Raw genomic sequence first — 26,073 nt, 5'->3', positions numbered from 1 at the left:
GCTAAGAAGCCGATCGCACTAAAATGACTGTACAGTCGCACCCCCGCGCCACAGATTCCGGAATGTTCCCGTGAATCACCTGCTTCAGCAGCCCTTCCCGGCTAGCTCCCAGGACGATCGCATCGCACTGATCGTTCTGAGCCAAATCAATTAAAGCATCCGAAACCGATTTAGCGCAAACCGAAGTCGCTATTATCGAACAGCTAACCCTGCGCTTGATAAACTCCGCTGCTTGCTTTAATTCCCCCCTATCTGGTTCTGCAACAGAAGGCTGGTGAACCTGACACAATTTAATCTCCGGTACAGCACTTGCAGCCACCAAAGCAGGTAGCAGCCTCAAAGCTGCAGCTTGCTTGTAACCGCCCCGAATAGGAACCAACCAGCGGTGCAAACCCATCAGGGTGTGCAGTCCCAATTCTGGCCCTGGAATGTCTGAATTCGGCGGGGAAAGTTCAGTCTCTGGAGTCGCTGATGAATCTGAGGATATCGCAAATTTGGGATGATCTGCGCCGTCAACTCTTTCGGGATTTAAGTCGCATTCTATAGACGCATATTTCCCCCCGTTAAGAGCGGTGGCAAACTCATTTTTCTTGCGGTTTGCTAATATTTTTTCGCTCCATTTAACCAAAATAACCTCGCAGCCGGCTTGCCTAATTACGGTATCGACCACATCACCAAAAATGCGTCCAGTGGTGGATGTTTCGCCTTGCCATCCCATCAAAATTAAATCGATATGTCGCTCCTTAATTGTCTCTAAAATCGCGTGAGGTACGTCATGAGCTACCCGTATTTGGGTGTGTACAGGCAAGTTCCAATTGCGAATAATTCGTTCGGCTTGTTGCAGCAGGCGGCGGCTTTTTGTTGTCCGCACTGTGGTTTCTGAGGGGGAACTGTTGCGCGGTACTAAGATGATTTGCAGGCATTCTAATTCATAATTACGATCGCGCGCGATCGCGGCCGCCAGCTGCAGCAAAGCGGGTGCTGTTTGGGGGTTGGAAAGCGGCACTAATAAGCGGCCGTTTCCGACTTGCGGAGCTCTGGTTTGATAGACAACATAGGAAGGTTCTGGATGCGGGCCCCGGGTTGTTTCTCCGCTGAGGCGATCGGATTCAACTCGGATAATGTCGCTGCGGGTAATAATTCCCACCAAACGCCGACCTTCTACGACTGGTAAGCGGCTGATATTGTAGTTGTTAAGCCTGTACAATACCTCGCTTAAAGTATCGCTTGCTTTGACTGCGATCGGCTGTACAGTCATAAATTCTTTGAGCAGCGAGTTGCCGGACAAATTGCGCTCGCGGGCATTTGCCAAATCGGTTTGACTGACAATTCCGACTAATTTGCCATCTTCAACGACTGGAAATCCTCGGTGGTGCGATCGCGAAAATGCCTGGATCACTTCATCGAAAGTCAGCAAACTCGAAAGAGTTTCAACTCGGCGCTGCATCACGTCATCTGCGTACAAGTCGCTCAAAGTATTGCTTGCAGCTTTTGCCTTTGTCAGTTGAATGCCGTTAAACTCCAAAAGGTGAGTGTACAGCGAGCCACTGTCTACCTTTTCTGCGACTAAATAAGCAACTACAGAACAGATCATCAAAGGCAGCACTAATTTGAAATCCGCCGTAATTTCAAACACAATTACTACCGCAGTAATCGGTGCTCTAGTAACCGCGCAAAAAAATGCTCCCATTCCCGCCAAAGCGTAAGTTACCGGCAAACCTACGCCCAGGGAATCTGCCTGCACAATGCCCACCATGTGACCTAGTGCAGAACCCATAACTAGGGAAGGGGAGAACAATCCTCCCGGAGCTCCTGAAGCGGCGGAAATAATTGTCAGGAAAAAGTGAGCTATAAAAGCAATTAAACTCGTTATTCCGCTTGCTTCCCCGGTCAGCAGAAACTCTCGCAAACCCGTATTGTTGCGGAAAGTTTCTGGGAGGAGAGCTATTACTGAACCGCAGATGATACCAGCTAGAGCCACTCGCGCGGGCAAAGCTAATTTGAGCGATCGCCTGTTAAACTGCAAGCTAGCAATAATTCCTTTGCTGAAGCAAGCTCCCAGCAATCCCGCTAAAACTCCTAATAGTATGTAGAACGGAATTTCCTGAGCTTCAAAACTGCTGGGGTACTCGCGAAGGTTCAAATTTAAACTATCGCCGCCCAAAAGCTGCGAGACAACTGCACCGATAAATGAAGCGATAATTGCAGTCCCTAAAGTCAATCCCGAAACGTCATACAATAGTTCTTCAACTACAAACAAAACTCCTGCAATCGGAGCGTTGAAACCCGCAGCCAATCCCGCAGCAGCACCGCAAGCAATCAATTGTCGGCGGTAATCTGGAGAAGTAGGCATCAAGTGACCTATCCAGCCGGCCAAAGAGGCTCCTATTTGCACAGTCGGGCCTTGCCTTCCTAAAGTTAAACCGGAACCAACTGCTAAAATAGTGGTCAGAAGTTTGGCGACAGCTACTCGCAAATCTAAGGCAAGATTGACGCCGCCCAGAGCAGCTTTGACGTGAGGAATACCGCTGCCTGCAGTTTCGGGAGCAAAACGCTCTACCAAGAAACCTGTCAGCAACCCGCCAAATAAACCGACAGCCGGAAGCAAGATCCAAGCTGGAATTAATGTCGAGGTAGCAACTCGCCAACTGCCGAGCCATCCTACTCCTGATTTGAGCAAAACCCCAGCCAGCCCTGAAATTAAACCGATCAGACAAGCTTCAAAAATAGCGAGGCGTTTCGGTCGTAAAAACAGTTGAGACTCGATGACCCTAGAAGGTTCCCTAAGTTGTTTAGGGATAGTAATGTACGGCATAAATAGCGTAGATGACCTGATAATTGTCTGCTCGATCGCACTTTAGCGAAAAATCGTTCGACTTAGCAAAATATAACTAATTTTTAACCGGAGGTGTACCAAAATTAACGCAGATTAATTTTACTAATCTGCGTTACTCTGCGGTTATTTACCCTATCATTTCCACCAATGTTTTTAAATCGGGCACTTCCAAGTCTGGCTGGCCGCTGGCCGGCAGTGTCGCCCCAAATCCTGCTTTGTCGTGTCTGCGATTTACCCAAACTGTTGAGATTCCCATGGATGCGGCTGGTACAATGTCATGATAGATGCTCTGAGCAACGTGCAGGAGTTTGTCAGTAGAAATTCCCATTGTTTCTAGGGCTATCTCAAAGTTGCGAGTTGACGGTTTGTACGATCGCACTTGTTCCGCAGTAATCAACCAGTCGAATTCAACTTTTAAGTGTTTGACTGTACCACCAAACAAGTCATCATCTATATTGGAAATTACTGCCAGTTTGTATTTCTGCTTTAGTGCTTCCAACGCTGCAACGGTATCCAGAAATGGTTGCCAATTTTTGACGGAATCAACCAAACAGTTTATTTCTGTTTGTGTCGCTGCAAAATCCAATTTTTTACACAAAACTTTAACTATTTCTGGCAAAATCTCCCGATATTTTATATAAAGATGATTCTTACTTTCTAATTCTGACTCGACCGCAGCAAAAAGCTCTAAAATGCCGTCATCGCTGAAATCAATTTCCCGATTTGACAGCAATTGTTTCAATGCGGGCAATATCCCTCTTTCCCAATCTATCAGAGTACCGTAGCAGTCAAAACTCACCACTTGAAATTGATTGAATTCCAGCATACTTCGCTCCTAGTTTAGGGTTGATATTCAGCAAAAATTTCAATTTTTCCCACAATATTTTGATTAAATTCAGCCAATTCTTCTGCGGGAATCCAATATTCTTGGTGGCTAGAACTGCCCACAGTTTGTACGGGATATTTTTCCAAGAATTCTGCCGCCACTCGAAAGCAGGTAACATAGCCGAAATATCCCGAAGCTGCATCTTTTGTATTCCAATCTCGCGCGACTTGTATGGCATAGACTTTTTGAAGCACGGGATAAAAAGTAGGTTGGAAAGATAAGCGCGGGGGAAATTCCATAAAATCGCTTTCTTTAATCAGTTCCATTTCTTTTTTTCCGACTGCTCGGAACAGCGTTACTGTTTCTTGCTCTGATATATTGATATTTTTAAACCAAGCCTTCCAACCGCTCCAATTATGAACTATTTTAGCCAATTCAGCGTAACCGGCGGCGCGGGGATGGGAGCCATCGTTTTCGGTAAGTTCTTTTTGCCAGATTTCTGATTTTTGCAGTGGCGTGCAAACATCTAAATAAGGCACTTCTAATTCGCTGCAAACTTGGGAAAACTGTTCGGATAAGTTGGCAATCCGGCTTGTGCGATCGGCATCGATAACTGGCGGTGGCCCTACCATTAATACTGGAAATATATTTTGGGCTGACGTGAGAATAGAGCGGGCATTTTCAATTGATTTCTCAACTTCTATGCGAATTTTTTCGTTTTCTAAGTGAGTGTCATTGACGCCAAAGGAAAATACGATTCGACCGTCGCTGTAGTGAGGTAAGCGGCAAGAAACTTCGCTAAACCAACGAGTTTCTATATCGGCACTGGTTTCTCCCCTTATTCCTAAATTGTAGTAGGTAATATCGTGTCCTTGTCCGCAAGCGGCAGCGCAAATCCGTCCTGTCCAACCGAGACATTTTGGATCGCCAGTACCGTTTACAAAAGAATCGCCGATAAAACAAATACGCATATTATGTGTGGGAATTGGGAATTGGGAATTGGGAATTGGTGACTGTTGACTGTTAACGGATGATTGATGACTACTAACAACTAACAACTGCCAACGGCCTTTAATTCTTGCCGATGACGGACAATCCCTCTACAATTAGAGATGGTGTGTGGCAAGAACCGTTCCACTCGGAGTCTCCTCCCAATTCTACTAATTGTTTGAGGACGCTGTAAACGTTTCCGGCTACCATTGTGTCTTTGATTCTGCCGACTATTTGACCTTTTTTGACTCGGTAGCCGAGATCGACGTTAATTGAAAAATCGCCGGAAATTCCGGCACTGCCACCAAGCATTTGATCGACTACAATTCCGTCGTCTAATTGAGCGATTAAATCGAGTAGCGACAGCGAACCTGGTTTAATCAAAACATTGAACAAACTCGGCGTCGGATAGCTGCCTAAACCCGGGCGAAATCCGTTGCCGGTGGTGCCGCTACCCAAGGCTCGACCGGTGGTGCGATCGGTATAAAATAGCTGCAACACTCCGCTGTTGATAAACACGATCGCCCGAGTGGGAGTACCTTCGTCGTCAAAAGGACAGCTATAGGGCCCGATATCCGGCTGCTGCGAGAGGGTGACAAGCGGCGATGTCACTTGTTGGCCTAATCGATCGTTCCAAGGCGAAGCGCCTTCGAGTACCTGTTTGCCGTTCAACGCGGCACACACAGTCCCCCACAGTAAATCGGCTGCTTTGGCTGTAAATAGCACCGGCACGCGGCCCGTGGGGGGTGCTACATTGTCTTTCGCCCATTCCAAACGTTGCAAAACCCGCTTGGCGCTGGTGTTTAAGTCGAGAGTACCGCGTTCGGTTTCGCCTTCCCAAATGTTGAGGAAATCTTCGCCCCGCACTAATTCTGCTGATAAGTAACCGCTGAGGGTAGTGTCGGTGTGACTCGAATCTAAACCTTTGGTGTTCACCAAGCGGGTACTCTCGATTTCGCAGTCGAGTTCGGCGGTGCAGAGGCTTTCTGGATAGGCTTCGCGGACGATCGCGATCGCCTCTTTGCCCCAGTTTACTAGCTGTTCGGCCGACACTGACACTCCGAGATCGGGATAAACAACTTTCTCACCGGTGCCGAGTTCGATGGTTTCCGGTTCGTTAAGTTGCGAAAGCGCGATCGCCCTGTCCACCAAAATTTGTAGTTCCACAGGCCCGTAGGCCACCGCCAAACCGGGCCGCCCATCCCGCCACAGCCGCAGTGCAATGCCTTCTGCTTGGGCGGTTTCTAGCTGTTTGAGGCGGTTTGCTTCAAAAAAGACCGGCCGTGAGAGCGATTGCGATTCCAATACCTCAGCAGCTTCTGCACCTGCTTTGGTGGCTAGTTCTAACAGTTGTTCTGCTGATTGGTGATTGGTCATTGTTCTGGGTGGTTGGTAATGGGCGATTCGATTTTCGATTTTCGATTTTCGATTAAAGAATTGGCAATAACTTACTGGATATGGATTGGGTGCACGGGTCTACATTTAGATTCTTTGGGGAAACTGCTGGAATGGGCGATAAAAAGATTGTACGCATTTGTGATTGTTTCCATCTTGCCAATCGCGCCAGTCGATTTTAGCTTTTAGATTTTAGGTTTTAGATTTACTCCACAGATGAATCTGGGAACTTGAACTAGAATCTAAAATTTTGATCTCTCCACGACAGGAGTACGTGGCACGGTATCCGTTTTTGGCTGTGGTCAGAAACCGGCTTTCTTGCTGCATTTCAGCTCTGAAAGCCGAGATTTTTCCTAAAAAAACCCGGTTACTTAAATTTGATTGAGAATGCTGCCACATATCAGTTATTGCCAAGCGAACGACTAAATAGTTAGTTCGTGCAACAGCCAAAATCCTGCAAAAGATTCCGATTCGGGATTTGACTGAATTGCTAAGAAATGTACTTTTTTTGCTTGCTTTTTAGCGGCTTCAAATCCTTTCGCTTCTCTCTCAGTTGCTGCGTCTCTGAGATTAGCTAAAATCCAGCGATCGTTAGCTCCCGTATCTAATACCAGCCTAGCAGGTGGGCCGCTCTCAAATTTCAGAAAAGCCAACTCCAACCCCGACATCCAACCTGCCAAAGCCGTTGCTCTCGACGAGTAGATAATTAGTCCCGGAATTTGCGTTTCTGGGGCGAGGCGTGTCATCGGCAGGCCGAAAGCTTCGCCAAATCCGATATCCCACTCGGACATTTCGTCAAAAGCTGCGATCGGCAAACTCACAAACGCCCATTTTTCGCCGATTAAAGCATCCGGCAGGGCAACTGGCGTTTCGGGTATAAATTGAACACTTGGGTTCACAACCGGTTGATAGCCCGGTTCGGCGGGATAAACGTTTTGCATCCGTTCTTCCAGCCACAGGCTGAGGGCGAGGGTGCGGCGGCTGCAGGCGGCGGGAATGTCCAAGTCATCGCAGGCTTTGGTAATCATGTTCGCCATTTGGCGGCGGAAAAAGCGGATTTTTTCGGGTCGTTTCGGTGCTGCGGCGATCGCCTCTTTAATTGCACCCGCCAGCCACAGGGAATTCACGGTAGAACTGGAGCAGAATTGCGAGTAGCGAAACAGAGATTCGGCCTTGTCGCCTACATTCAGCGGGCTTTCGCAGATCAACACTTCCCATTTTTTTTTCTCTCGCTCGTCTATGATTGGACGGCTGTAAAAGTCGAGTTCCCAAATAGTAGCCATGCCGCGCTGTTAAAAATTAATCCTTTCTCATGTTACCGGACAGCGGACAAGTTTCTGATTCTGACAATTTAAGATTGATTTTCAATCGCGGGCGATCGCGCTTTCCCAAAGATTGCCACTTTCCCTTGCAGCTTCCCGTGTAATTTTTGGCAGCAGTGCACAACCGGAAGCATTACCAACTGCTCGGAGAACTGTCGCGGAGCAATCTCAAGACGCGATCGTTTGTTAAACTTGTGCAAGCCAGGGAAAACAAACAGTATAGCTTGATCCCATGAGACAAATCATTCTCGAAAAGATTGTTTCTACCTTACAACCTTTAGATTTTGTTCTCGCTTTGTGGCAAGGAGGTTCAGCAGCCCACGGATACACAGACGAGTGGTCAGACCTCGATATTGCCGTTGTGGTTGAAGATAACTGCGTGAAAGAAACATTTGATATTGTTGAAAAAACCCTCGCAGAAATTGGCGAAATAGAACTCAAATATCGAGTTCCCGAACCCGCTTGGCACGGTCAATCGCAGTGCTTCTGGCGGATCAAAGAAACCCCGCCATTTTTGCTAATTGATTTTGCCGTTTTCCGGCGCACCAGCCGCAACGATTTTTTGGAAATAGAGAGACACGGACAAGTCGCGATCGCCTTTGACAAAACTAATTTAATTGTACCGCCACCTTTGGATAAAAACCAGCATTTATCCCAAATGCAAACCCGATTCAACGAAATTAAAATCCTATTTGATTTGCTGCAACCTCTAGTAAAAAAAGAGATTTATCGCCAACATTTAGTAGATGCGATCGGCAACTATCACAATTGGACGCTTCTACCCTTAGTCGAACTACTGGGCATGATTTACCGTCCCCACAGATACGACTTTGGACTAAAATATTTCAGCCGAGATTTTCCGCCCGAAATAGTCGATCGCGTCGCACCACTTTTCTGCGTTGCCAATCTTGAAGATTTGGCAGCAAAACAGCAAATAGCTGAGGTTTTTTTTGCAGAAAGTTTACCGCTTGCAGAAGCTAATTTTTACTTGGATAACACCCCAACACTACCGCCATAGGCTCAAAGTTTCGTACCGAAAGCGATTAATATAGTAGCATCAACCTTAAAGAGTAACATCCCGTGACAAAACTCAGCGTCAACATCAACAGAATCGCCCTCCTCAGAAACTCTCGAAATATCGGCATCCCCAGCGTTACCGAAGCCGCAAAAACAGTAATTGCTGCCGGAGCTCACGGCGTTACCGTCCATCCCCGCCCCGACGAAAGGCACATCAAAGCTGCCGATGTTTACGAATTAGCTAAAATGCTAACCGTTGAGTTTAACATCGAAGGAAATCCGTTTCAGCCGCCATTTATGGATATAGTTTGCGACGTAAAACCGGCTCAGTGTACCTTAGTCCCGGACGCTCCCGACGTGCTAACATCGGATAGCGGTTGGAATATTCCCGAAAATCGCGATCGCCTCTTACCAATCATTGAAAAATTAAAATACAATGGCATCAGAGTCAGCTTATTTATGGACGCAGATGCTGCTCTCATGCCGCTAGCAAAAGAAGTTGGAGCCGATAGAGTAGAATTGTACACGGAACCCTACGCGAGTGCTTTTCGCGAAGGTAGAGTAGAGCTTGTTTTTCAACAATATGTTTTAGCCGCTCAAGCCGCCCAAGCAGCAGGTTTGGGAGTGAATGCCGGACATGATTTAAATTTGCAAAACTTAGCTAAATTTTGCTCTATTCCTGATATACTAGAAGTATCAATTGGTCATGCTTTAATTGCGGAAGCCCTAGAAATGGGTTTGTTCAACACAGTACAAGCTTACCTAAAAATCCTGGCAGGTTCGTAAGATGAATTAACATCAGGTGGGAGGGCGGATTTTGGAGTTATTAACTCGTTTTGATCGGAAAAAATAACTAAATCCGCCCTCCAAATAAACAGGTTCAAAACTTACGGAAAAAAGAGTTTAACACGCTACAAATATGGTAAGGTGGGGTTTGCAGCGCCCTAGATAATTAGGCGATCGTTAAAAACAAAGTAAAACTAGGGGCTGTCACCCCGTGGGGGTGCTACCGGCTTTCTAGTAGCAAGGCAGAGCCTGAACCCCAGACACCGCGTTTTTTAGGTATGGGCATTTCTTTAGCAAGAAGATCCTCGGAAAAAGCTTTAATTTTCCTAGACCAAATTACTAATATTCTTTGATGATATTATGCGTAAGGAGGATCATTAAAATGTCCCGACAAACTAAGGCTACTACTTAGCTCTCGCACTGCCAATTTGCTACCCGCAGCTTTTGTGCAAGTACGGGATATTTACGTGTATCCTATATCCTCCTGTAGCCTCTGTGCGATCGCCCGATTTAATCCGGTGAAAACAGGCAAACACAAGTAACCATATACAATTCCTTACCCCCCTCGGAAGTGCGACATGAAAAAACTAATTTTACTGACTGGAATGCTACTCATGATGACGGCAAAATCAGTATTTGCCAGCCCAGTAGCCCCCAAAATTGCGCCGAGCGAGCTGATGGCTGCCTCGGAAATTACAGAAACCCTTAACAAACCTGTTACCTCTGAATCAGTTCCCAACCTCGAACCGATCGAGCGAATGTCAACCTCGGAAATCCGAGAAACCATCAACCAACCCACCACCTATATTTTTGAAGGCATCAAAGGGCGAGAACTCACTCTCTCCCTGTGGGCGGGACAACTGACAGCCGAACTGTACAGTCCCAATGGTGAAAATATGGGGGTTATTGAAAAATCAGACAATCAGTGGGTTGGCCAGTTGCCAGAGTCAGGCATCTACCGCGTGCGAGTTACCCCGAAAGGTGAAACCACCAGCTTTGTACTCGGACGCGATTTTAACGCTAAGTGGACTTATAGGCCCGATCGCGCAATTCCCATAGCCTTCAGGCAAAAACAAGCCACAGTCAAACTCAAAATGTCCGGCTACCAAATCCAGCCCATCACGGTTCAAGGCAAACAGGGACAAACAATCAGGGTGACAGCTAGCAACAAAAATCTAGATCTGGCGATCGAATCTCCGTCGGGACAACTCCTGGATCAAGGTGAAGGTCAAACTTTTGCTCAACTTCCCGAGTCCGGCATCTACCGGGTAATCGTAGTTGCCAAGAGGCCAGTCAAGCCCTCGATCCGAGTTTCTGTGCAATAGCAAAGATTGCAGCAATACTCTTGAGGGCGATCGAATTTGCGCCACAAAAAAAATAGCTCGCCAATGGGGCGAGCTATTTTTTTTGTAAAATCAACCTTGGATTAGCGCTTCAAAACGTTCTTGTTTCCAAATGCAGCTTAAATCCGAGTCAGATAAAGCTAGCTCTCGGTATAAATTAGGGATCAACTCAACAGCCCGCTGCAAATTGTCAAGGGCCAAATCAGCAAATCCCAGTAGCGCATAACAGCAAGCTTTATTGTAAAAAGCGTTAGCAAAATCAGGATTTATTTCTAAGACTGTTTCGTAGCAAGCAATCGCCTCAGAGTAGCAGCCTTTTCGCGCCAATTCCACACCCCGGTTGTACCAAATTAAATAATCTTCAAAGGGACGCTCAGAGGTGGGAGTGAACTTGGCATTTCTCTGATTTAAACCTACTAATTTCTCTAAAGCAACTCTCCGTTCGCCCACAGCTTCGGCTCTGCCCGGTTGTAGAGCGATCGATCGGCTAAAACTAGCCACTGCTTGTTTGTAAAGTCCCATTGAGTGGGCAGCTATACCGCGATTGTACCAAGCCTTTGCGTCGTCTGGGTTAAACTCGATCGCCCGGTCAAAACTGTTGAGCGCCTGATAGTAAAGCTTGAGTTCCAACAAGGCATTACCTCGGTTGTACCACGCCCAAGCAGCCTCCGGGTATAAATTTAAAGAGCGATCGAAACTCAGAACCGCCTTCTCGTAAAGCCCCATATCGATCAGTGTCAGTCCCCGGTTGTGCCAAATACTCGCCGCACACGGACTGAACTCCAGAGCCCGATCAAAACTGTTGAGAGCCTCCAACCAGCGGCCCAACTTTCCTAAAGCAATAGCCCGGTTGTGCCAGCCAAAGCTCGCATTCGGCTCCACCGCCAAGGCCTCATCAAAACTCTTCAGCGCCTCTAAGTGCCGTTCTAATTTCCCTAGAGCCATACCTCGGCCGAACCAAGCCTTATAATGATCTGATTGCAACTTCAAAGCTCTGTTAAAGTTTGCCAGAGCACCATGATCATCGTTAGCTTCGAGGTGGCGCGAACCCAGATGGTAATACCAAGCCGCTTCCAAGTTTTGAATTAAGTTCATAATATTTTGTATCTATCTTAGGGATGATTCTACATGAAACCATACCTGGAGTAAAACTGTAATTCCACTAAAAATCTGAAACATTTGATACATAGCGATTACCCGTACACAGGACCAGTAACAACCTCAACAATTTGCTGTCGAAACTAACTATTTTCCTCTAGTAAAAAGCTCTTTTAGCTAACCGCACTCATCGCTTATTGAAGCTGCTGCGAATCTCACATCAGCCTGAATCACGCCACTATTACCGCATCCCAAATTAGGTTTGCAGTCACACAAAGAGTGCTAGAGCGCCCAAAGTCCAACTGCAAATCTCATACTGCTAATAGATCCAACTTCTGCTTGCCCAATTCAAGCAACCACAACCGCTGTTTTAGCATTCTCACCCAACATCAACTGGCCTGTCCCATCAATACTAAAATCTTTCCCCAGCACAAAACCCTTGCCCATCAACCGCTGGCAGACAACCAGCGCAGTAATCCGGCGAATTTCTTCCATCACGTCAGCAGGAATCAAATAACTCAAACTCCAGATCACGGACTCGCAGTCAGACCAAATCAAACGCTCCATACTGACAATCATCAAAGCAGCTAAACTGTCAACAGACAGCCGCCCTCTGAGATCCGCAATCAAATCTTTACCAATTAAACTATTGCGACTCATCATCGCTATAGCCATTTTCCCAATTTCTTTTTCGAGTTCTAAATGATTCATGCTTGGCACTGGCTTTTATATTTTTAAAGCACTACTAAGAGTAAAAACAGTAGACGCTACCAGGCTCTGCCATAGCATAGCTGGCGCAGGCTCTACCGCAACTCTTTTTAACAAAGTATACCTAAAGAAAGAGAAAAAATGTATCTAAAGGCAGATACAAAATTATTATTTTTTTGATATTAATTGGTAAACCAATTCCTACCAGAGTTAATACCTGCACATCGAGTATTTGTACTCAGTCGGGGCCGGAGTAAAGTCAATCCATTGGAGACTTGGAGAAAGCGACCTCACGGATGAATTCAGAGGGGTTGTACCCGGGCTGCTTTCGGTCGAAGATTGGTAAATTCCCTACATAATAAGGAAGTAGTTACTTCGGAGAAAAAACAGCAATGGCTGCAAACCAGGCAGACATCGATATTGCCCCCTTGATCGACTACGGCCTGATCGACCCCACCGCTACGCCAGAGCAAGTAGAATACTGTTGCCAACAAGCAGAGAGATTTGGGTTTGTCACAGTTTGCGTGTATCCCGCCTACGTCAGACAAGCAGTTGAGCTGCTGCACGGCAAACGTCCCAAAGTCTGTACAGTTATAGGTTTTCCCACCGGTGCTTCGACTTCAACGGTGAAAATTTACGAAGCTCTAGAAGCTGCAGATAATGGAGCAGTAGAGTTAGATGTCTCTGTTAACTTAGGATTGTTGAAAGCTGGAAGAATCGACGAATTCCACCGGGAATTAGCCCAAATTTGCGAAGAAACTAATCTCACCATCAAAGCAATTATCGAAAGTTCGCTCCTTTCCGATCCTGAAAAACAATTAGCGGCTGAGATTTGTATGGAAGCTGGTGTAGCTTACATCAAAACCAACACAGGCTTTTTTGGCCCGGCAAAAGTTGACGATGTGCGACTGCTAAAGGAAGTTACGAAGGGACGGATTGGGATTAAAGCGGCCGGCGGAATTCGTACTCATGAACAAGCTCTAGATTTGGTAGTAGCTGGGGCAACTCGTTTGGGGACTTCTCGCGGCCCCGAATTACTCCGCCAGCGCGATAATTTAGATAAAAGTCATTAGTCATTAGTTATTAGTTATTAGCAAGGCCTAATTGGTCATGGCTAATGGGGAATTAACTGGTTCCAAGGCTCTGCCTGGGAATCCATATTTAGAGGCTCTGCCTCGGCTGGGATTAGGAGGCAGAGCCTCCGGATCTGGGTTACCAGGCAGAGCCTTGGAACCAGTATCTAATAAAAGTTCTGCGTCGCGGACTGTTTTTGCTACTTTCCTGGTAAATCTAAAATCTAAAATCTAAAATCTAAAATCGAGTGACTCGAACTTACAAAGCAACTGGAATCAATCTCAAGAGTGCGCCCATCGGCGAATCCGATCGAGTGCTGACAATTTTGACGCGGGAATTCGGCTTAATTCGAGCCGTAGCACCGGGTGTTCGCAAACAACGATCGACCATCGGCGGTAGAAGCGAGTTATTTGTCGTTAACGAATTGCTAATTGCCAAAGGCCGATCGCTCGACAAAATTACCCAAGCCGACACGGTACAATCCCATCCGGGTTTGAGCCGCAACCTCGGAAAACTCTCCGCCGCGCAATATCTGGCCGAATTGGCGATCGCCAGCGCCCTTTCCGATGAGCCCCAAGAAGAACTCTTTTGGTTGCTGGGCGAACACTTGAGCCGTTTGGAGCGTTTGTCCGATCGCACAGAAATTGAATCCGCCGCCGTGCTTGTCGCCCACCTCAGCCACGGCATTTTTCACCTGCTAGCCTTAGCCGGCCTCGCACCCCAAGTCCAAGTTTGCTGCGCCACCAGACAGCCGCTCATCCCAAATTTCACCGATCCGAACTGGCAAACCGGGTTTAGTATACCCTCTGGGGGAACCTTCAGCTTGCCCGAGCTAGCTAACCTAGAGGCAGAACTCTCTTCAGAAATCGGTAGCTTGTACAAATCCGCCTCCCGTTCCCGGCAAACGAATAGCAGCAAGCACTTGACAAATTTTGAGATAAATGCTAAGGAATTAGCAGCGCTGCAACAGTTGGCTAGTCCAGAACTAGGAGAGGGAATTGCCGATCGAACAACTTGGGTATCAGTAGAAAATATTTTGCGGCAATATGCCCAGTATCATTTAGGTTGCACGATTCGCTCGGGAAGCTCGATCGACACCTACCTAGAGAGTTTTGAGTTTTAAATTTTGAGTGTTGACTTAAATAGGTGAACGGGCGATCGTACATCGCACCCCCAACCTGCCGGATACCCGAACCAGCCGGCCATTTCAGGTAAATTCTCAAGGTTGTTGCGACATCAGATAATAGATAGAGATAAAGTTACGAGATTATTAATAAACTTAGGGGTTAACACCTCAATTTCAAATTCCCATCCCCCCAACCTCCACCATCCCAGGCCATCCACCCCAAATCCTATGATGCGACTGTCCGATTCTGATTTGAGAATATCTGTGTTAGCTGTGACCCACCACAAGATGGAAGAACGAGAAAATTTTCCAGATTTTGACTCTTATCCCGTCTCCGCCGATCGACAATGGAGCAACGTCCCAGACCCAGAAATGGATAAATACCCCACAACTCCCGAAACAGAGTCAACCAACGGCAATAGCCCACAATCCGAAGCAATCTCCCCGGTTCCTACACCAGAGCCAGCAGCAGAAGACTCGGAAGCAGTAGCCGAAACTCCCGAAAAAGAAACGGGATTTCTGCCAGTGCTTAAAAACCCAAATTTTCTAGCATTGTGGAGCGGGCAAGTTTTTTCTCAACTAGCAGATAAAGTTTATCTCGTACTGACGATCGCCCTCGTAGCCAGCCGCTTTCAAGCACCAGATCAAACCATCAGCAGGTGGGTATCGGCAATCATGATCGCCTTTACCATTCCCGCAGTGCTGTTCGGGGCTGCAGCAGGCGTGTATGTCGATCGGTGGTCGAAAAAAGCAGTGCTGGTCGCCACAAACCTGCTGCGGGGAGGCTTTGTTTTAACATTGCCCGTGCTGCTGTGGCTCTCTGACGGGTGGGAACTCGGTCAATTGCCGCTCGGATTCTGCTTGCTGCTGCTAGTGACATTCCTTGTTTCGACTCTAACTCAATTTTTCGCCCCAGCAGAACAGTCAGTGATTCCCCTAATTGTGGAACGCCGCCACCTGCTATCAGCCAACTCCCTTTACACCACAACCATGATGGGGTCGGTGATTATTGGCTTTGCAGTCGGAGAACCCTTACTAGCTTTAGCGGACACCTTATTTTCCAACCTCGGCGGCGGACTCGGCATCGGCAAAGAATTAGTAGTAGGCGGAAGTTACGCCTTCGCCGGAGTGCTGTTGCTGTCGATGAAAACAGGCGAAAAAAACGAAGTCGAACACGAACCACCCCACCCCTTAGCAGATTTGCAAGACGGCCTGCGTTACATCAACGATCAACCGAAAGTCCGCAATGCTTTAATTCAACTAATTATTCTATTTTCCATTTTTGCAGCCTTGGCAGTTCTAGCAGTTCGGCTGGCAGAAATCCTCCCCGGTATGAAAGCATCGCAATTTGGCTTTTTGCTGGCGGCCGTGGGCGTTGGCATGGCTGCTGGGGCGGCGACAGTCGGCTATCTAGGCCATAAATTTTCTCACTCCCAACTGAGTTTAATCGGATCGATCGGCATGGCACTTGCTCTGATGGGCCTTTCTGCATTTACACACCATTTGTGGCTCTCCGTGCTGTTCATTACCCTGTTGGGTTTATTTGCCTCATTGGTGGGAGTGCCGATGCAGACTACAATTCAAGCAGAAACTCCAGAAGAAATGCGGGGAAAAGTCTTCGGGCTGCAAAACAATGCCACTAATATCGCTTTGAGTTTACCGTTGGCTTTGGCCGGGGTAGCGGAAACATTTCTGGGTTTGCCGACAGTATTTTTGGGTTTAGCAGGATTAGCGATCGCTGGGGGTGTCTTAACCTGGTATATTTCCCGTAGCACTAATAGCAAAGTCGATCGAATCTAAAAAATAACAAACTCTGATTTACTGGAATGCACATCGCTTGGCTAGGAAAAAAATCACCTTTTTGCGGTAACGTCACTTACTCCAGGGAAGTCACCAACGCACTATTAGACCGGGGATACCAGGTCAGTTTCCTGCACTTTGCCCAAGAAGCGGGCCCACTGGACAGGAACAATACGGGGTGGAACATGGCAAATAGTTCATGGGGAAAGGGAATTGCTCAAACCTCATATACCAATTCGCTCTCGCCCGCCAGTTGCAACGAAGTCTCTTTACCCTGTCACTACAAGTCGCAAATTTATACGATTCCCACTCTCAAGTCCCGCACAGTGCTGATGAAATCTCTGCGGCGGCTCAAACCCGATGTTGTTCACGCTTCCCTGACGCTTTCGCCTCTAGACTTTTTGCTGCCGGAAATTTGTCAAGAATTGAATTTGCCTCTGGTGGCGACTTTTCACCCGCCGTTCGATCGCAAATTGCGGAATTTGACATCGGGAACCCAACACCTGATGTATCAACTGTACGCTCCGTTTTTGGCGAACTACGACTCGACGATCGTTTTTTCTCAAATTCAGCGGGATATATTGGTGAAGTTGGGAGTGCCACAGGAACGGGTGGCTGTGATTCCCAACGGCGTGGATGCTGTTAAATATTCTCCAGGGCCTTCGGGGTTGAAGTCGGAATTAAAGGCCGATCGAATTTTTGTTTACCAAGGCCGCATTGCCCAGGAGAAAAATGTCGAGGCTTTGCTCAAGGCATGGAAACAGTGCAATTTTGGCCCTGGGAACGTATTGGCGATCGTAGGCGACGGGCCCCTAGCCGCCTCGCTGCAACTGTTTTACGGCGAAGATGATGGCATTGTGTGGCTCGGATTTGTTGCCGAGGAGGAACGCCGAATAGAAATTCTGCGGGGTGCAGACGTATTTATTTTGCCTTCTTTGGTGGAGGGACTGTCGCTGTCGCTGCTGGAAGCGATGGCCTGCGGTTTAGCTTGTTTGGCAACGGATGCGGGTGCTGACGGCGAGGCCTTGGAGGAAGGCGCGGGGATAGTTTTGAACACTCAGCGGGTACGGAGTCAGTTACAAACCTTGCTGCCGCTGTTTTGCGATCATCCTGAGTTGGGAATGCTGCTCGGTCAAAAAGCACGCCAACGGGCGATGGAGCGATACACTCTCAGTCAGAATATTACTGAGTTGGAAAAGCTTTATGCAGAGGTTTTGCAAAAGCAGCGCGTACTAATTCGGGGTTTAGCATGAATGTTTTGATCGCTCGTTCCCAGGATCTAGCCTGGGAACGCAGATCCGGAGCCTCTGCCTCCTCCTTTGTCCCAAGGGAAGCTCTTTTACTCGTTACCAGGCTGGAGCCTGGGAACGCAGATCCGGAGCCTCTGCTTCCATTTTCCAGCCGAGGCAGAGCCTCTAGATATGGGTTCCCAGGCAGAGCCTTGGAACCAGTCAATTGATATCAAAGCGAATCCGTTACCGAACTTTTCTACCCTCCCGGGCGCAAATAATCCAAAAGTCGATCGCCCGAATCGGCCCGAATCAAAGCAACCACAACATTCGGCAAACTTCCCAAACTCGGATAAACAAAATAACGCGGTTCCCACCGCGGCCCAAACTTATCTTTAAAACTGTGCAATCCCTTAAAATTATAAAACTTGCTCAAGTGTTCCGAAAGATAAATCAAAACCTTTTCCAACCGCCCAGATTTCTCAGCCTCTCCCACTCCCGCCAAAGCCGACAAACCCAAATCAAATTCTTCATATCCTAATTCTTGACAATGCTGCAACATCGAAGCAAACAAACACTCCATCGTGCCATTTTCCACCTCCGTGCGACGCCGCATTAAATCAACTCCGACTACCCCATCTCCCGCCGATATCATATTAGCAAAAGCACTAATTCTACCGTCGGGAGTGTGGATGGCTGCGGCGAAAGTTTCCCGCACATATGCCTCGTCAAACCAACCCACGGAAAACTTTTTTTCCGCACCCTGAACCATTTGCAGCCACTCTTCGCTCACGAGTTTCATTTGCCGCATCAATTCGGAACTTAAAGGAGGTTGGTAAAATTCGATTTGATAACCAGCTTTTGTAAGTCTGTTGATAGCAGTTCTCAAGTTTTGATTGCTCTTGCCTTTGAGAGTAAAAGTTTTGAGATTAACAATAGCTTCTTCGCCAATTTGCACCGCTCGAAAACCGAGAGTATAATACATTTCTAGATCCTGGGGCAAAGTTTGATAAAATGCTGGATACCAATCATTGCGATCGCAAAATTCTTGAAACCCTAGAATTGCTTCTTTGCGGTCTTCGGCAGGCCCGATGGGGTCTCCCAAAGCGATCGCACCTCTACCTTTCGGCACATAGGCGATCGTACTTTTTCCTGAAGGACTAAAATAATAAGATTTATCCGGAAGCAACGCCAGTCTCGCTAGGGTTGTCCGCCCATATTTTGCTACAACTTCTTTAGCTTTATTCCGTTCCGAAATACTTGCCGAATTTCGCAGCAATACCGGCCGCAGCAGCATTAAAAGTGCGTAACCAAGCGTTACTGTACCTACAGCATAAATCGAATCTGCAAAAAAGTTAGCAAACCGATTTTTCGGAACCAATCCCGCATTATCCGCCGTAAAAAACATGGCAAAAGTCTGGAATAAAGCTGTGTCTAAATCAAAATTAACCGCTTGTCCGTTAACTTTAAAACCCCCATCCAGAATGTAAAAACCCGCCGTTCCGTAAGCCAGCGTAAACAGCAAAGCCCCCACCAAAACCCTGATTCCTTGAGCAATTGAAGGGCGATCTGATTTAGCTGTAAACGTCTTCCGCATCACCAACAAATGAAACAGCAGTACCCCAGAAAGCAAGCTTTCTTCAACATCCAATCCCTTGACTAAATGAATTACAATAGAAACGATTAACAATCCCACCGTCAGCAACCAAGCAATCCGCTTGCGCCGCAACAAATTAGTTGCCAGAGTTAGCAGCATAAATCCGATAACTGCTGCAAAAAAATGACCGCCCGCACGCACGGGAAAAGGAAAAAACGGCTCCAACCAATTTCGGCGATCGGGTAAACTGGGAGTTACAGCAGACAGCAAGTTAATAACTCCTACCAATCCGGTTAAAAATGATGCAGTCCAGAGTCCAATCCTAGTTTTTTGGGGTAACACTGTTGACCTTTCTAATTTTTCTGTGTTGCCAGTGATATTTTAAACTGTTTTCCAACATAGCTCAAAGAATCGGCTAAATGCTTGTGCCAATAATTCCAACCGACATCCGGGCCAACAATCCCGTGTCCTCCGGGAAATTTGTTAAACTCGTTGGCTATACCCAAACTGTTTAATTGATCGTGAAACTGTTGCGTGGAAATCAGAAATTTTTCGTCTGCTTCCCCCGCATCCAAATAAGCGCGCAACTGCTTTTTATCTTTAACAGGGAGTTTTTCCACTAAATATTTAGGACTGTTAGCCTTGCCGCTTTGATCTGTAAAATAACCGCTGTGGCTGAACAGAATATTAAAATTATTCAAGTAGCGCAAACCGATATTAAAAGCTCCCCAACCCCCCGAAGATTGTCCTCCCATTGCCCAGAATTTGGGGTCTTCCAGCGTTCTGTAGCGCGATTTTACGATCGACACTAACTCGGAGCCGATCGCGGTTCCCACCTTACCGTTGGGCCCGTCAAAATACTGCGGGTCCCACAAAGGACTCGTACCCCGCTTGTCGTTCCCGTCAGGAGTAATTACAATTGATGGCGGCAATCTTTTGCTTTTATATAAATCGTGAAGCACAGAAGTAACAGCAGCTTTGTCCTGATAAGCGCGCGCGTCTCCGTGCCCGCCGTGCAGCAAAAAAATGACTGGATAGCGCTGTTTGGGATTTTTTGCGTACCCAGGTGGCAAAATTAAGCCGTAGGTGCGCTCGGAATTCATAGCTACACTTTTATATGTTTTGAGTTGAAAATTTAAGTCAGCATCAGCCACTACTTTCGGAGGGTCTAACTGAGGTGCTCCGGCAATAAAAACGTACCAGTATCCACTAGCACCGAGGAGGAGGATTGTACCCGTACCGATACCTAAAACTTTTCCCAGCCACTTAGGCATACTTTCAATCTCTCTTTTTTATCTGCGAGCGCAATCCGTACATTATATGCAAGTATATTGTAGAACTGTAGGTGAGGTCGATCGCACATTTTGCAGCTAAACTGCAACGGTCCCTGGAACCCGTCCCACAGTTAAAGTGCAACGATGTTAAATTCTTCAATTCTTTAATCTAAAATGGTATGACTTATCACAATCCTACTCCTACAGTTGATATTATCATCGAATTAGCCGATCGGCCGCACCGCCCGATCGTACTCATCGAACGCCGCAATATTCCCTACGGCTGGGCAATTCCCGGCGGTTTTGTCGATTACGGGGAATCGGTAGAAACGGCGGCAAAACGCGAAGCTTTAGAAGAAACGAGCTTGAATGTAGAATTAATCGAGCAATTTTACGTTTATTCTGACCCAAATCGCGACCCCCGCCAACACACGATCAGTATTGTATTCTTGGCTTCTGCAACAGGCGAACCTCAAGCCGCCGACGATGCTAAAAATTTACAATTTTTTGAATCTTGGCAGATTCCCCATCAATTATGTTTCGATCACGATCGCATTTTGCGCGATTATTGGCGTTACCGTCATTATGGATTGCGGCCGCGTTTGTAGGGTGAGGATTTGTTAACAGCAGATGCACGCGGATTAACGCAGATTGATTGCTATGATTTATCGGTGATTTATCTGTGTTAATCTGCGGTTAAATTCATTAAACTAAATTCTATGGCAAGCTTGACAATATTAGGCGGAGGTGCTTGGGGTTCAGCACTGGCAAATCTGGGAGGCAAAAAAGGATCTCGAGTTAATTTGTGGTCGCGCAGCAGTTCTTTTAATCTAGAATCAGTTATAACAGGTGCGGATGTTGTTGTTTCGGCAGTTTCGATGAAAGGAGTTGGAGCAACGGTCGATCGACTTTTGGCTTTACAGTTAAGTCCCAGTACAATTATAGTTACTGTCACCAAAGGTTTAGACCCCGCGAGTACGCGCACTCCGTCTCAAATTTGGCAAAATGCTTTTCCTAACAATTCAATTGTGGTACTTTCCGGCCCCAATCTTTCCGAGGAAATTCAGCAGGGATTGCCGGCTGCAACGGTAGCAGCGAGTTTGGATTTAGCGGCGGCCAAGCAAGTGCAAAATATTTACAGTTCTGATATTTTTCGGGTTTATGTGAATGAAGACCCGCTGGGAACTGAGTTAGGTGGAACTTTGAAAAATGTATTTGCGATCGCCGCTGGTGTTTGCGACGGTTTACAATTAGGAACTAATGCTAAATCTGCTTTGCTGACTCGCGCTTTGCCGGAAATGATTCGGGTGGGAGTTCGTTTGGGAGCTCGCGCAGAAACTTTTTACGGTTTGTCTGGTTTAGGAGATTTGCTCGCTACTTGCAACAGTCCTTTATCGCGTAATTATCGGGTTGGTTTCGGATTAGCTGAAGGCAAATCTTTAGAGCAAATTTTGCATGAATTACAGAGCACTGCTGAGGGAGTCAATACTACTAATGTGTTGATTGATTTAGCTAATCAACGCGGCATTGAAGTGCCTGTTTCTCGCCAAGTTTATCGCTTATTAAATGGTGAAATTACTGCCGAACAAGCCGTTTTATCGCTGATGGAACGAGCTTTGAAACCGGAGATTTTATAATCTGTACGGCTAGATAGGTAAGGACTTAAGCAAAGCCTAAGTCCTTACCCTTACCTCAAATTTCAAGAAGTGGGTTCACGAGTTGCTAGTTATAAATTAAGAGTTCTCAGCGACATTGGTTGAGCGATCCGATTAATGTTTTGAGAGCTCGGTAGATAAAGAGTTTAAGGCATTGAAGATGAGTTGTGAACCCAAACTCTTTAACCGCTCGCTGCTACTACTTAAGTCATAACTTAATAACTCATAACTTGCAGAGCTAGTTGCACCAGCTTTACATCTTGCCTTGCTGCATTACCTGTTGAAGGTGCTGCCGAATTTCCTTCGTGTGTTCCATGTCAGCTTGCTGCAATTTTTGAAACAGGTCAGCACAAGGCTGAGAACCCATTTCCCGAGCATCTTTCATGTAAGTTTCGTAGGCTTTCAAAGCTTCAGACTTGTTTTGCAAAACAGTTAACAAATCATACTCGAGGTTGCTAATGACTGTACTACCGTTAGTATTCATACACTGACCCTCTGCTAGGATTTGTCCCAAGTTTGACCGATCCAGAGATGACTGTTCATCTGTCTAAAAGGGTAGATAATTTTTACTTTCCGCCGTAATAAAATGCAACTTCTTTATCTTTCAGCGGGGCGAAGTCTGCAGCAACGAGCATTTTATCGAGTTCGCTTTGAGGCAGATGTTTGACACCGATTCGGACAATGCGCGATCGCATGGTATTTGACACGCCACTGCGCTGTCTGCCGGCTTCTAATCCCATCACTTGCTGATAGAGGTCTAATTTTGCTTGCGGAATCGGAGTACCGTCAAAGTCGATTCCAGAGGCGATCGCAACATCGATCGCATCTGCACCAGTTGTAGATTGAGCCGCTGAGTTTGTTTCTGAAGACATTGTGCTATTAAATCGAAGTTTGTTGTGGAAGCATTTTATCAGATCACCTTTTACTTTGGTCAAATTTATCAATATTAATATTTTGCGTTTGCATGAATATTTGACGTTTGCCAGAAAGTCCGCCGGGGTTTTAACCCCCGTCTCAGATAGCAAGTCGACTGAAGAGGACTAAAGAGAAAAATAAAAAATGCTTTCCAGTCGTTTTTTGAGGATTTTTGCTATTAGACACTGGTTTAAACTCCTGGCGGACTTTCGGACTGACGAACTAACCAAGTGGCAGACTTAATTACACAGAAAAAAACCTATAGATTTCGCTCAAATCTACATTGCCACCACTGACAATCACGCCAATCCGAGCATTTTTAGCCTGCACAACACCTGACAACAAAGCCGCCGCTGCTAACACTCCAGTCGGTTCAACAACTATCTTCATGCGTTCCCACATAAAAAACATTGTCTGGCGAATTGCGTCTTCGGAAACTGTTGCCATATCGTCCACATAATGCAGCACCAAAGGAAAGGTTAATTTGCCCAAAGATGGCGTGCGCGCACCGTCAGCAATAGTATCGGGGTTAGTAACAGTTTGCAGCGTTTTCGTGCGGAACGATCGCGCAGCATCGTCTGCTTGCTCGGGTTCTACTCCTATTACTTTACACTGCGGAGACAAAGTTTTTGCGGAGATCGCGCATCCCGACAGCAAACCCCCGCCACCGCAACAAACTAACAGCAAATCCAACTCCCCAACTTCTGCGATTAATTCCAGCGCCGCCGTACCTTGTCCCGCAATCACCCACGCATGATCGTAAGGAGGAATAATTGTCAAGTGCCGTTGCGCGCCAATTTTAGCGGTTAACTCTTCGCGGGAAACTTGAGTGCGATCGTACAAAATAATCTCTGCGCCGTAGCCGCGAGTCGCTTCTTGCTTGACTTTGGGCGCATCTGCCGGCATGACAACAGTAGCAGGAATTTCTAGCAACCGTGCCGCCAGGGCGATCGCCTGCGCGTGATTTCCCGAAGAAAAAGTCAGCACTCCCCGCTGTTTTTCGGCTTCAGATATCTGCATCAAAGCATTGCAAGCACCCCGAAATTTAAACGAACCCGTGCGCTGAAAGTTCTCGCACTTGAAAAATACCTGAGAATTTGTGCCTTTGTTGAAAGTTTCCGAAGTCAGCACCGGTGTCTTAAAAGCTTTGCCCTGCAAGCGATTTGCCGCCGCCTCCACATCCGTGAAACAGACCGATAAAGGATTTTGGGCACATAAGTCGGTACTCATAGATTTTATATTGGGGCGATCGAGAACTTTATTTGTAGGATGGGCATAGCCCGCTTCACTCCTACCATTAAATTATCAATTTTTATCATAAGCTTATTAATAATTATCATTAGAGGTTACGCTTAATTGTTAAAAAAGCTGTTGACTACAATCAAAGTTATGACAATTTACTATCAAAAAGTAAAGGGACGTTTGTACTTGCACAGGAGAGAGATTAATGAATACAAATTTAACCACCGCCCGATTAATTATTGGGAAACAGCACGGCGCAGTGTCTTGATTTTGGGTAATATCCAATCCGTTGGCATCGGAATTATTCATCTGTCTCTTCCCTGTCTCTGAATCCTCTGTGTCCTCTGCGGTTATATCGATTCCGATACAACCGGAATCGATATAACGGATAAAATAAACCGCATTGGATCGTGAAATTGCTCTCGCGATCGCGATCGACTCTAACCCTAGACAACAACGTAAAAAAGGACTTGGCTGTGCCATTTCCCTACCCAAAAAAGAGCGACTAAATTGTTTAACAATTACAAAAAAAAGGACACAGTAATACTGTGTCCTTACCTGTTTATTGTAGGAACACGGCTTGCCGTGTCCCTAACCGTACCGCCGATATCCCGATTAGGATTCTTGCCTTTTAGAACAAGAACAATTCAGAATTACCAGTCGGTCCCAAATTGACATCGACAGTAGCAAACAAACTGTTGCCACCAACCGTAGAACCGTTGCTATCGTAATACAGCTTAGTAGACAAACCGTCGTAGATAGCCATGATGGACGGCCCGGTTAAAGTTCCTTCAAACACAGTTACATCAGAAACTGTGCTGCTGTAAGCGTAGAAACTCGAACCCAAAGGCCCCGATCCGGTCGTAAAGGCTGCAAAACCAGTGCTGTCGAGGTTAATTTGATCCTCAGCAGTGCTGTAATTGGTAATTACATCCCCGCCGTCAGCAGTAGTTCCGCTGAACACAAACACATCCAAACCAGCACCGCCGTCGAGAACATTGGTTCCCACACCACCGATTAAAGTGTCATTCCCGATACCGCCGTTGAGAGTATCGCTACCGCCACCGCCGAAGAGGCTGTCATTGCCATCGTCGCCGGAAATGCTGTCGTTACCCAAACCGCCGTCGAAAATGTCGGCACCGCTGCCGCCGCTGAAGATGTCAGCAAACTCAGTACCAGTGACGCTGTTAGCATCAGCATTTCCGGTAAACAAGACAGGAGTGGTGAAGTTGTAACCGCCAGCACCTGAACCGAAATTGTTAAAGGCGATGGGGAAAGTGTTCCCAGCAGCAGTTAAATCGGCAACACTGCCCGAGTTGGTAGTAGTACCAGTCGGAGAAGAGGCGATGGTACCTGTAAATACAAAGTCCGCCGTTCCCAGATTGCTAGCAGCAGTACCCAGATTCGCAATCAAGGTAGAACCACCGGCTGCGGTACCGTTCGAGTCAAAATACAACACTGTTTCGTTCGACGCATTCGTAAAGGCGAAGAAACCAGCAGTTGTAGAATTGCCTACGGCTTTAGCTTGTGCAGCTTCTAAAGAGGCATAACTGCCGCCTGTGAAAATCACTAACTCTTTGCCAGTAATGTCAGGATTTGAACCACTTACAGCGTCAAAGTTAGTCGTAGTCAAATTACCGAAAGCGCTCGCGCTGAACTCGAATTTGTCAGTTCCAGAGGTAAAGTCAGTAATCGTATCACCGCCTTCGCCTGCTGCTTTGTAAACAAACAGATCCGCACCAGCACCGCCAGTCAGAATATCTGCACCGCTGCCGCCGCTGAAGATGTCAGCAAACTCAGTACCAGTGACGCTGTTAGCATCAGCATTTCCGGTAAACAA

Annotated in this window: 22 protein-coding genes; 9 read left to right on the top strand and 13 right to left on the bottom strand. The window is 46.8% G+C overall.

The annotated features are described in order from the left end of the window. Position 1: 1 nt before the first annotated feature. The 5 genes from QUA45_RS12665 to QUA45_RS12645 form a co-directional block, all read right to left on the bottom strand. Positions 2–2,815, bottom strand: coding sequence for a chloride channel protein (locus tag QUA45_RS12665; protein WP_333220937.1), 2,814 nt, complete (start codon positions 2,813–2,815; stop codon positions 2–4). A 148-nt stretch (positions 2,816–2,963) separates the two neighbouring features. Beyond that, the gene (locus tag QUA45_RS12660; protein ID WP_333095728.1) at positions 2,964–3,662 is read right to left on the bottom strand and encodes a haloacid dehalogenase type II; all 699 of its coding nucleotides are present in this window, start codon (positions 3,660–3,662) and stop codon (positions 2,964–2,966) included. 14 nt (positions 3,663–3,676) lie between these two features. Beyond that, complete coding sequence (locus tag QUA45_RS12655) at positions 3,677–4,633, bottom strand: GDSL-type esterase/lipase family protein (RefSeq protein WP_333095726.1); 957 nt, start codon at positions 4,631–4,633, stop codon at positions 3,677–3,679. 100 nt (positions 4,634–4,733) lie between these two features. Continuing rightward, complete coding sequence (locus tag QUA45_RS12650) at positions 4,734–6,029, bottom strand: TldD/PmbA family protein (RefSeq protein ID WP_333095724.1); 1,296 nt, start codon at positions 6,027–6,029, stop codon at positions 4,734–4,736. Positions 6,030–6,469: 440 nt separating this feature from the next. Further along, positions 6,470–7,330, bottom strand: a complete 861-nt coding sequence (locus QUA45_RS12645; protein WP_333095723.1) for a Tab2/Atab2 family RNA-binding protein — start codon at positions 7,328–7,330, stop codon at positions 6,470–6,472. 271 nt (positions 7,331–7,601) lie between these two features. Between QUA45_RS12645 and QUA45_RS12640 the strand changes: the two genes are divergently transcribed. The 3 genes from QUA45_RS12640 (at position 7,602) to QUA45_RS12630 (ending at position 10,497) form a co-directional block, all read left to right on the top strand. Continuing rightward, positions 7,602–8,387, top strand: coding sequence for a nucleotidyltransferase domain-containing protein (locus QUA45_RS12640; protein ID WP_333220935.1), 786 nt, complete (start codon positions 7,602–7,604; stop codon positions 8,385–8,387). A gap of 62 nt (positions 8,388–8,449) precedes the next feature. Beyond that, positions 8,450–9,172, top strand: coding sequence for a pyridoxine 5'-phosphate synthase (locus tag QUA45_RS12635; RefSeq protein ID WP_333095719.1), 723 nt, complete (start codon positions 8,450–8,452; stop codon positions 9,170–9,172). 578 nt (positions 9,173–9,750) lie between these two features. Beyond that, positions 9,751–10,497, top strand: coding sequence for a hypothetical protein (locus tag QUA45_RS12630; protein ID WP_333095718.1), 747 nt, complete (start codon positions 9,751–9,753; stop codon positions 10,495–10,497). Positions 10,498–10,587: 90 nt separating this feature from the next. Here the strand turns inward: QUA45_RS12630 and QUA45_RS12625 are convergent, their stop codons facing one another. Together QUA45_RS12625 and QUA45_RS12620 are read right to left on the bottom strand one after the other, a co-directional pair. Further along, positions 10,588–11,610 (bottom strand): tetratricopeptide repeat protein, encoded by a 1,023-nt coding sequence (locus tag QUA45_RS12625; protein ID WP_333220933.1) that lies wholly within the window; start codon positions 11,608–11,610, stop codon positions 10,588–10,590. 351 nt (positions 11,611–11,961) lie between these two features. Continuing rightward, positions 11,962–12,324, bottom strand: a complete 363-nt coding sequence (locus tag QUA45_RS12620; protein WP_333095755.1) for a hypothetical protein — start codon at positions 12,322–12,324, stop codon at positions 11,962–11,964. Positions 12,325–12,713: 389 nt separating this feature from the next. Between QUA45_RS12620 and deoC the strand changes: the two genes are divergently transcribed. From deoC to QUA45_RS12600, 4 genes are all read left to right on the top strand, one after another. Further along, positions 12,714–13,394: a deoxyribose-phosphate aldolase gene (deoC, locus tag QUA45_RS12615; RefSeq protein ID WP_333076519.1), complete on the top strand. Its 681-nt coding sequence runs from the start codon at positions 12,714–12,716 to the stop codon at positions 13,392–13,394. 248 nt (positions 13,395–13,642) lie between these two features. Beyond that, positions 13,643–14,518 (top strand): DNA repair protein RecO, encoded by an 876-nt coding sequence (gene recO / locus QUA45_RS12610; protein WP_333095714.1) that lies wholly within the window; start codon positions 13,643–13,645, stop codon positions 14,516–14,518. 231 nt (positions 14,519–14,749) lie between these two features. Next, positions 14,750–16,321 carry an MFS transporter gene (locus QUA45_RS12605; RefSeq protein WP_333095712.1) on the top strand — a complete coding sequence of 524 codons (1,572 nt, stop codon included), beginning with the start codon at positions 14,750–14,752 and terminating at the stop codon, positions 16,319–16,321. 26 nt (positions 16,322–16,347) lie between these two features. Next, positions 16,348–17,574, top strand: coding sequence for a glycosyltransferase family 4 protein (locus QUA45_RS12600; RefSeq protein WP_333095711.1), 1,227 nt, complete (start codon positions 16,348–16,350; stop codon positions 17,572–17,574). Between the two features lie 235 nt (positions 17,575–17,809). Here the strand turns inward: QUA45_RS12600 and QUA45_RS12595 are convergent, their stop codons facing one another. Together QUA45_RS12595 and QUA45_RS12590 are read right to left on the bottom strand one after the other, a co-directional pair. Continuing rightward, on the bottom strand, positions 17,810–19,489 hold the full coding sequence (locus QUA45_RS12595; protein WP_333220931.1) for a phosphatidylglycerol lysyltransferase domain-containing protein: 1,680 nt from the start codon (positions 19,487–19,489) through the stop codon (positions 17,810–17,812). Positions 19,490–19,500: 11 nt separating this feature from the next. Then, the gene (locus QUA45_RS12590; RefSeq protein WP_333095709.1) at positions 19,501–20,421 is read right to left on the bottom strand and encodes an alpha/beta hydrolase-fold protein; all 921 of its coding nucleotides are present in this window, start codon (positions 20,419–20,421) and stop codon (positions 19,501–19,503) included. Positions 20,422–20,600: 179 nt separating this feature from the next. Between QUA45_RS12590 and QUA45_RS12585 the strand changes: the two genes are divergently transcribed. Both QUA45_RS12585 and QUA45_RS12580 read left to right on the top strand, forming a co-directional pair. Beyond that, positions 20,601–21,029 (top strand): NUDIX hydrolase, encoded by a 429-nt coding sequence (locus QUA45_RS12585; protein ID WP_333095708.1) that lies wholly within the window; start codon positions 20,601–20,603, stop codon positions 21,027–21,029. A 111-nt stretch (positions 21,030–21,140) separates the two neighbouring features. Next, positions 21,141–22,058, top strand: a complete 918-nt coding sequence (locus QUA45_RS12580; protein ID WP_333095706.1) for an NAD(P)H-dependent glycerol-3-phosphate dehydrogenase — start codon at positions 21,141–21,143, stop codon at positions 22,056–22,058. Positions 22,059–22,329: 271 nt separating this feature from the next. Here QUA45_RS12580 and QUA45_RS12575 read toward each other — a convergent pair whose 3' ends face one another. The 4 genes from QUA45_RS12575 to QUA45_RS12560 all read right to left on the bottom strand — a co-directional run. Then, entirely contained in the window at positions 22,330–22,560 is a 231-nt protein-coding gene (locus QUA45_RS12575; protein WP_333095705.1) for a hypothetical protein, read from the bottom strand. Positions 22,561–22,642: 82 nt separating this feature from the next. Further along, a complete protein-coding gene (locus QUA45_RS12570) occupies positions 22,643–22,948 on the bottom strand; it encodes a small RNA NsiR4-regulated ssr1528 family protein (RefSeq protein WP_333069813.1) in 306 nt (101 codons plus the stop codon). A 286-nt stretch (positions 22,949–23,234) separates the two neighbouring features. Beyond that, a complete protein-coding gene (locus QUA45_RS12565) occupies positions 23,235–24,221 on the bottom strand; it encodes a threo-3-hydroxy-L-aspartate ammonia-lyase (RefSeq protein WP_333095704.1) in 987 nt (328 codons plus the stop codon). A 643-nt stretch (positions 24,222–24,864) separates the two neighbouring features. Then, positions 24,865–26,073: calcium-binding protein (locus QUA45_RS12560; protein WP_333220929.1), on the bottom strand; the 1,209-nt coding region annotated here is incomplete at its 5' end.

Origin of the sequence: Microcoleus sp. Pol12A5, from assembly GCF_036701435.1 — a bacterium.
In the GTDB taxonomy this organism is placed as follows: domain Bacteria; phylum Cyanobacteriota; class Cyanobacteriia; order Cyanobacteriales; family Microcoleaceae; genus Microcoleus.
The sequence above is the reverse complement of the archived record's forward strand: the minus strand, read 5'-3'. Positions and strand labels throughout refer to the sequence as shown.